The 7,461-nt window shown below is 37.4% G+C and carries 5 protein-coding genes; all 5 read left to right on the top strand.

From position 1 onward, the window contains the following. Positions 1–382 precede the first annotated feature (382 nt). The 5 genes from EDD68_RS14100 (at position 383) to EDD68_RS14080 (ending at position 7,461) form a co-directional block, all read left to right on the top strand. Complete coding sequence (locus EDD68_RS14100) at positions 383–757, top strand: DUF4357 domain-containing protein (protein WP_132372973.1); 375 nt, start codon at positions 383–385, stop codon at positions 755–757. A gap of 132 nt (positions 758–889) precedes the next feature. Beyond that, the gene (locus EDD68_RS14095) at positions 890–1,474 is read left to right on the top strand and encodes a restriction endonuclease subunit S (protein ID WP_132372971.1); all 585 of its coding nucleotides are present in this window, start codon (positions 890–892) and stop codon (positions 1,472–1,474) included. 2 nt (positions 1,475–1,476) lie between these two features. Beyond that, positions 1,477–3,003 (top strand): type I restriction-modification system subunit M, encoded by a 1,527-nt coding sequence (locus tag EDD68_RS14090; RefSeq protein ID WP_132372969.1) that lies wholly within the window; start codon positions 1,477–1,479, stop codon positions 3,001–3,003. Positions 3,004–3,015: 12 nt separating this feature from the next. Then, on the top strand, positions 3,016–4,323 hold the full coding sequence (locus EDD68_RS14085; RefSeq protein ID WP_132372967.1) for a restriction endonuclease subunit S: 1,308 nt from the start codon (positions 3,016–3,018) through the stop codon (positions 4,321–4,323). A gap of 42 nt (positions 4,324–4,365) precedes the next feature. Continuing rightward, complete coding sequence (locus EDD68_RS14080; RefSeq protein ID WP_132372965.1) at positions 4,366–7,461, top strand: type I restriction endonuclease subunit R; 3,096 nt, start codon at positions 4,366–4,368, stop codon at positions 7,459–7,461.

The following is a 7,461-nucleotide window of genomic DNA, read 5'->3' as shown; positions in this document are numbered from 1 at the left end:
TATTAGACATAGGTAGGGTCTCCTTTCTCATTTTTGTTTGGTCGCAAATCTGAGAATACCCTACCTTTTTCTTTTTTTCCAGTAAAAAATCATTTACACAGACTTTTATACATCATCCTCTAGAGTTAATTCAAAATTATTTTTTAAAGTTTATTCAAGAAAATAAACTAGCACAGGAAATTTTCGAGGAATTTAATATAAGACAATTAGAAATTGGTATAAAAATCGCAAATATACTTAAAAAGCTCCCCAAAGTGGCAATCCCGATAGATAATATTCCAAAGGATTTACAGGAATGGGCTGAGACATTAAAAACACAGGTTCTTATCTGGTCTATCGAGAAATATGTAGATGTTTCCAATTTGGAAAAATTGTATATAAGTTGCCAGATGATTTAACCCCTACCATTGAAACTAACCCAGAAACTGGTCGCACTATAACTGTTTATGAATTGCAAGGAACAGAATTGATTCAAGAGCTAGTTAGTAATAACTATATAAATTTAGGTGATAAATTAAAAATGACATATAAACCAAGAGGGGGAGATGAGCACACTTTTGAGGCAGAAGTAGTTAATGGTGGAAAATTAAAAATTGTTAATAAAACGTTTACAAGTTGTTCTTATGCAGCTGTTTATTGTTACCGAAAAATAGGAAGTTCACGTGAGACTGAAAATGGCTTGCGTAAATGGAAATTACCTAATGGAAAAAGTTTAGAAGCTGCCAGGGGAGAATTGTTAAATAAATCAGAGGTTTGACATGATGGTTCTAAGGGCTGATCAATCATCCAATTTCCTCTCTTGACCAAAGGGGTACTTTGTTATAAACTAAATATAACTTTTGAAATTGTTATAAAGTGCATATAACAAAATAAATAAAGGAGGTGCCCAATGCAACTTGGCGAAATTGCGGAAATTAAAACTGGATTAGTTTTAACTCGAAAGAAGGCGAAACTGGAATCTGAAACGAAAGCTACATATCAATTAATTTCATTACACAATATCCATGAGGATGGCATGTTTAATAATAAGCCATTTGAAGACTTTCGAAGTAATTCTGTATTGGATAGAAAATATTTTACCGAAAAAGGGGATATTCTTTTTCGTCTGACCTATCCACACACGGCTGTATATATCAAAGAAGAATATGAGGGTTTATTGGTCCCTTCGTCTTTTGGGATTATTAAGATCTTTAGCAATCTGTTCCACCCTCAGTATATAGCATGGTTTCTGAACCGAAATTATGTTAAGTATCTATTGAAGAGGGAACAGCGGGGATCTGTTATTACAAGCACAAACAAGAATATTCTTAAACAATTAGAGATTAAGGGAATTTCGTTAGAAAAGCAGCGTAAAATCGTTCAGCTTTTACAACTCCACCAAAAGGAAAAACAGCTTTATGAAAAGCTCATGCAAGAAAAAAATAGAATGTTTAACCATATTACCAAAATAATCATTGAAAGCCAGGGGGATTAAGAATGAGTGAAAAGGTGACACAAGAACAAATTAACTCGGTTTTATGGCAGGCAGCGGATACGTTCCGGGGAAAAATTGATTCCAGTATTTATAAGGATTACATTTTAACGATGCTCTTTGTCAAGTATATCAGTGATACATACAAAGAGCACCTGGAAGAGTATAAGGAGAAATATAAAGGGGATGAACGCCGTATTCAGCGTGCTTTATCCCGTGAGCGTTTTGTGCTGGAGGAAGAAGCGACCTTTGATTACTTGTACAGTAAACGCAATGATCCTCAAATCGGGGAAATTATTAATAAGGCGCTAGAAAAAATTGAGAATGAAAACACCGGCAAATTACGGGGAGTATTCCGTAATATTGACTTTAATTCCGAGTCTGTATTAGGAAAGACAAAAGAGCGAAATTCCATGTTACGACAGCTGCTCGAGGACTTTAATAAGCTAGATTTACGTCCTTCAGCTGTTGGTGAAGAAGATGTAATTGGGGATTCTTACCAGTATATGATAGAACAATTTGCGTCAGATGCCGGGAAAAAAGGTGGGGAATTTTTCACACCTTCCATGGTATCAGAATTGCTGGCTCGGCTGGTGAAGCCCGAAGAAAACGACCGCATTTATGACCCAACCTGTGGATCTGGATCATTATTGATTCGTGTGGCCAGACAGGTTCCAAGCCGAAAAGTTGCCATTTATGGCCAGGAGCGAAATGGACAGACCCACTCTCTTGCTATTATGAATATGTATTTGCATGGAATTGATGATGCCGATATTGAATGGGGCGATACCATTTCGAATCCATTACATCTGGATGATGATGGCAAGTTGATGAAATTCCAGCGAATTGTCGCTAATCCACCATTCTCCCTTGATAAATGGGCCATGGGATTTGCCGGAGATGGAGAGAAGAAGTTCAAAATGGAGCCAGGACTTGATCCACATCGTCGTTTTGACTGGGGAGTGCCCCCAAGTTCAAAAGGGGATTACGCCTTTGTGCAGCATATGTTGCATTCCCTGGCTGAAGGAGGAAAAATGGCAGTTATTCTTCCACATGGAGTTTTATTCCGTGGAGCCAGTGAAGGAAAAATCCGTAAGCAGATTTTAGAAATGAATCTCCTGGATGCAGTGATTGGTTTGCCTGAGAAATTATTCTATGGAACAGGGATTCCAGCCTGTATTATGGTATTCCAGAAGAATCGAAAACGGGATGATGTGCTGTTCATTGATGCTTCTAGTGAAGGAAACTATGAAAAAGGAAAGAACCAGAACAGGCTGAGAGAGCAGGACATTCAAAAAATCGTAGAAACCTATGAAAAGTACGAAACAGTTGATAAGTATTCCTATGTGGCATCTATGGAGGAAATAAAAGAAAACGAATATAACTTAAATATTCCTCGGTATGTGGATACGTTTGAAGAAGAAGAACCAGTGGATATGGACGAAGTGAAGAAGAATATCAAAAGTATAAAGAAGGAACTGGAAGAAGTAGAAGCACAGATGGAAAAATATTTGGAAGAGTTAGGATTGTAGGTGGAATAAGTGATGAATAAGAAAATTACAAGAAGTGAAGAAAACCTAGATTTCATCGAAGATAGAAGATTTGTGTATTCATCGATAGGAAAAATTCCTAAAGATTGGGAAATAGTAACATTAGATGAAATTGCGGAAATAACATCTAGCAAGCGTATATACGCTAAAGATTATACATCCAAAGGAATTCCCTTTTATAGATCAAAAGAAATCATTGAGAAAGCGAAAAAAAAGGAGATAAAGGACACTATCTATATTTCGAAAGAAAAATTTTTAGAATTAAAAAATAAGTTCGGGGTGCCCAGCAAAGGAGATTTATTAATTACTGCAGTGGGTACATTAGGTGTTCCTTATTTAGTCGATGATGATGAAGAGTTCTATTTTAAGGACGGGAATTTAATATGGATGAGGAATATAAAAAGCGTAGATAAAAAGTTTTTATATTTTTATTGGAATAGTTTAATAATGAAAAAACAAATTGATTCCATATTTAATGGCTCCAGTCAGAAAGCCTTGAGTATAGTTAGGGTTAATAAGTTACAAATTCCAAAACCCGATTTAAAAGAACAACAAAAAATCGCCGACATTTTATCCACCTGGGACAGGGCGATTGAGTTAAAAGAGAAGTTAATTGATCAGAAAAAACAAATGAAAAAGGGCTTAATGCAGAAGCTGTTAACAGGAGAAGTCCGATTGCCGGGATTTGATGGTGAGTGGGAAGAGATAAAGCTAGGAAATATAGGATATACCTATAATGGACTTTCTGGGAAGACAAAGAAAGATTTTGGTGAAGGCAAACCATATATCCCTTATAAAACGATTTTTGATGATTATAAGGTTGATACAAGTAAATTAGATTTTGTAAAAATTGATCCAGATGAGAAGCAAAATAAAGTAAAGTACGGCGATGTTTTATTCACTGCATCATCTGAAACTCCGGATGAAGTTGGAATGAGTTCAGTTTTTCTAGACAATGATATAAGTGAAATATATTTAAATAGTTTTTGTTTTGGGTTTAGACTAAATGACTTCAATACAATTCTTCCTGAATTTGCACAGTATTTGTATAGGAGTTCGGATTTCAGAAGAAAAACTTATAGTTTAGCCCAGGGTTCAACTCGTTTTAACTTATCCAAAAAGGAACTTTTAAAGGTTAAAGTTAAAGCTCCAAGTTTAAAAGAACAAAAAGCTGTATCAAAAATTTTAGACAGCATAAAAAAAGAAATTTTTTTACTTGAAAAAGAGGTTAGCTATCTTAGACTCCAAAAAAAAGGCCTAATGCAACTTCTACTAACCGGAAAGGTTCGGGTGAAGGTGTAAACCTTCCCGCCTTTCCTCTCATAATATCATGGAGGTGACAACATGCCGTATGCAGATGAACAGACCACCAGTCAGGCACCGGCAATCGAAGTGCTTAAAAGCTTAGGTTATCAATATATAGCGCCGGAAGAAGCGGAACAAATGCGGGGTAATTTATATAATATCCTTCTCAAAGATATCCTTGAAGAAAAGCTAAAAGAACTCAATCACTATGAATATAAGGGAGAAGTCCGTAAATTCAGTAACGAAAATATTCAACAGGCCATTCGTGATCTCGACGAACCGTTAACTGATGGGCTGGTTAAAACCAATGAAAAAATCTATGAATCGTTAATGCTGGGAAGAAGTTATTCCGAAAATCTTCCTGATGGTTCCAGAAAGTCCTTCTCTCTCAAATATATTGACTGGGAAAATATCGAAAATAATGTGTTTCATGTCGTGGAAGAATTTTCAGTAGAACGGATGGATGGTAAAGGAACTGTTCGTCCGGATATTGTATTGTTTGTCAATGGAATTCCCTTTGCGGTGGTAGAGTGTAAACGGCCGTCTGTACCTGTTAATCAGGGGATTAGTCAGATGATTCGAAATCAGAAGAATGACTTTGCTCCTCACTTATTTAAATATATTCAAATCGTCATGGCCACCAACAACCATTCAGCGAAGTATGCTACCTGTAATACACCCGATAAATTCTGGTCGATCTGGAAAGAAGAACATCAAGAATGGATCGAAGACAAACTGAAACAGGTGGTTGATGGGCGTACCCCAACCACCCAGGATCGAAATATCATTTCATTATTACACCCGGAGCGACTTTTGGATCTAACACGATATTTTATTGTATTTGATAAGGATGTTAAAAAAATTGCCAGGTACCAGCAGTTTTTTGCGATCAAAGAAATTTTGAAAACAATCGAGCAACGGGATGAAAAAGGCAATCGTCAGAGCGGGGTCATCTGGCATACCCAGGGTTCAGGAAAATCCCTGACCATGGTTATGCTCTCCAAATATATTTTATCCGAGCTATGGGATATGAATCCACAGGTAGTCGTTGTAACCGATCGAATTGAACTGGATAAACAGATCTCCAATACTTTCCGTCATACCCGAATGAAAGTGAGCCAGGCAACATCCGGTAAAAATCTAGTAAAACTGATCAACGATAACGGAGCCGATGTTATTACCACCCTTGTTCATAAATTTGATACGGCCGCAGAACATCAGGATCCTATTCCATCCAGGGATATTTTTGTACTGGTTGATGAATCCCACCGTACCCAATATGGAGAACTACACAACAAGATGAGAAAAGTCTTTCCAAATGCGTGTTATTTAGGCTTTACTGGGACGCCTCTAATGAAAAAAGAAAAAAATACAATGATCAAATTTGGGAAATTAATTCACCAGTACACGATTGCGGATGGGGTTGAGGATAAAGCCATCTTACCTTTGCTTTATGAAGGCCGGATGGTGGAACAGACGGTTAACAAGAAAGCCATTGATAAACGTCTGGAAATGATTACTCGTCACCTGAATGATAAGCAAAAAGATCAGGTCATGAAAAAATGGAGTGCTTTTGAACGGATTGCATCTTCGGATCAGCGTATACGGTTGATTGCCTATGATATTAATGAGCATTTTTTACAGAACTATAAAACACAGGGTTCCCATTTTAAAGGGATGCTGGCAACCAACAGTAAAATTGAAGCGATCCGATATCTGGAAGCTTTTGAGGAGCTGGGGGATTTAAACTGCGCCGTTGTCATTTCACCCCCTGATGTCCGCGAAGGTCACGATGAAGTCGACCAGGCTTCGAAGGATAAAGTACAGCAATTCTGGAAAAAAATGATGGACAAATATGGTACTCCAGAAAAATACGAAGATGCCATTAAAGATGAGTTTGTCAATGGAGATGAAATCGACATTTTAATTGTGGTCGATAAATTGCTCACAGGGTTTGATGCACCCCGAGCAACAGTACTCTATATCGATAAACCGATGAAAGAACATACACTATTACAGGCGATTGCCCGTGTCAACCGTTTGTATGAAGGAAAAGACTACGGAATAATTATTGACTATCGTGGTCTTCTGGAAAAGCTGGATGAAGCTATGGAAATGTACAGTGGAGCAGGTTTAGAGAACTTCGATCCAAAAGATTTAAAAGGTGCTTTGTATGATATCGTCTCGATTGTAGGGGCTTTACGCCAACACTATTCAGATCTAAAGCAGATGTTCTCATCCATCAAGAACAAAGATGACATGAATGAATATCAAAACTTACTGGCAGATGAGCAACTTCGGGAAGATTTTTATAAAACGTTAAGCAAGTTTGGACGGAATCTGGCGATAGCACTCGAGTCAGAGGAAATTTATCGAGCTCTGGGTAAAGAAGAATTAGATGAGTACAAAAAAGATCTAAAGTTTTTCCAGGAATTACGAAGAACAGTAAAAATTCAGTACTCAGATTCGATTGACCATAAGGAATATGAAGCAAAAATGCAAAAACTAATCGATCAGTATATTGCAGCCGAAGACATGATGCGGATTACAAAACCTGTGGATATTCTGGATCGTGAAGGTTTTGAAGAAGAGCTCAATCGTCTTGGTTCTAAGAAGGCGAAAGCCGATGCCATTATGACCAGATTAACCAAAAGCATTAACACAAGATACGAAGAAAACCCGGCCTATTACAAAAAATTCTCTGAGCGTATTGAGGAAACATTAAAAGCATACAAAGAAAAGCGAATAAGTGAAGCAGAGTATCTAGAAAAAATGAGGGAATATCAGAGGGAATACCAGGAAGGTGCTCCAGAAGATCATTACCCACAAAATATTAAGGGTCATAGCAGGGCTCAGGCCTTTTACGGTGCTACCATGGATGTTATGAATGAAGTAAAGGAAACCACAGCGGCCTACGATATTGGAGAACTCGCTCTGGATATGGACAACGTCATCCAAAAGCATGCTAAAGTGGACTGGGAAAAAAATACCGAAGTTCATAACCGCATCTCACAGGAATTAGATGACTTGCTGTTTGATTTTGCTGAGAAACATGGAATCGATTTAAGTTTAGACGATATTGATAAAATCATCGAACAAGTAAGAAAAATAGCCATTTCCCGTTATAAGGTGTGA

The sequence above is a fragment of the Melghiribacillus thermohalophilus genome, assembly GCF_004342905.1.
Taxonomy (GTDB): Bacteria; Bacillota; Bacilli; order Bacillales; family Alkalibacillaceae; genus Melghiribacillus; species Melghiribacillus thermohalophilus.
The sequence above is the reverse complement of the archived record's forward strand: the minus strand, read 5'-3'. Positions and strand labels throughout refer to the sequence as shown.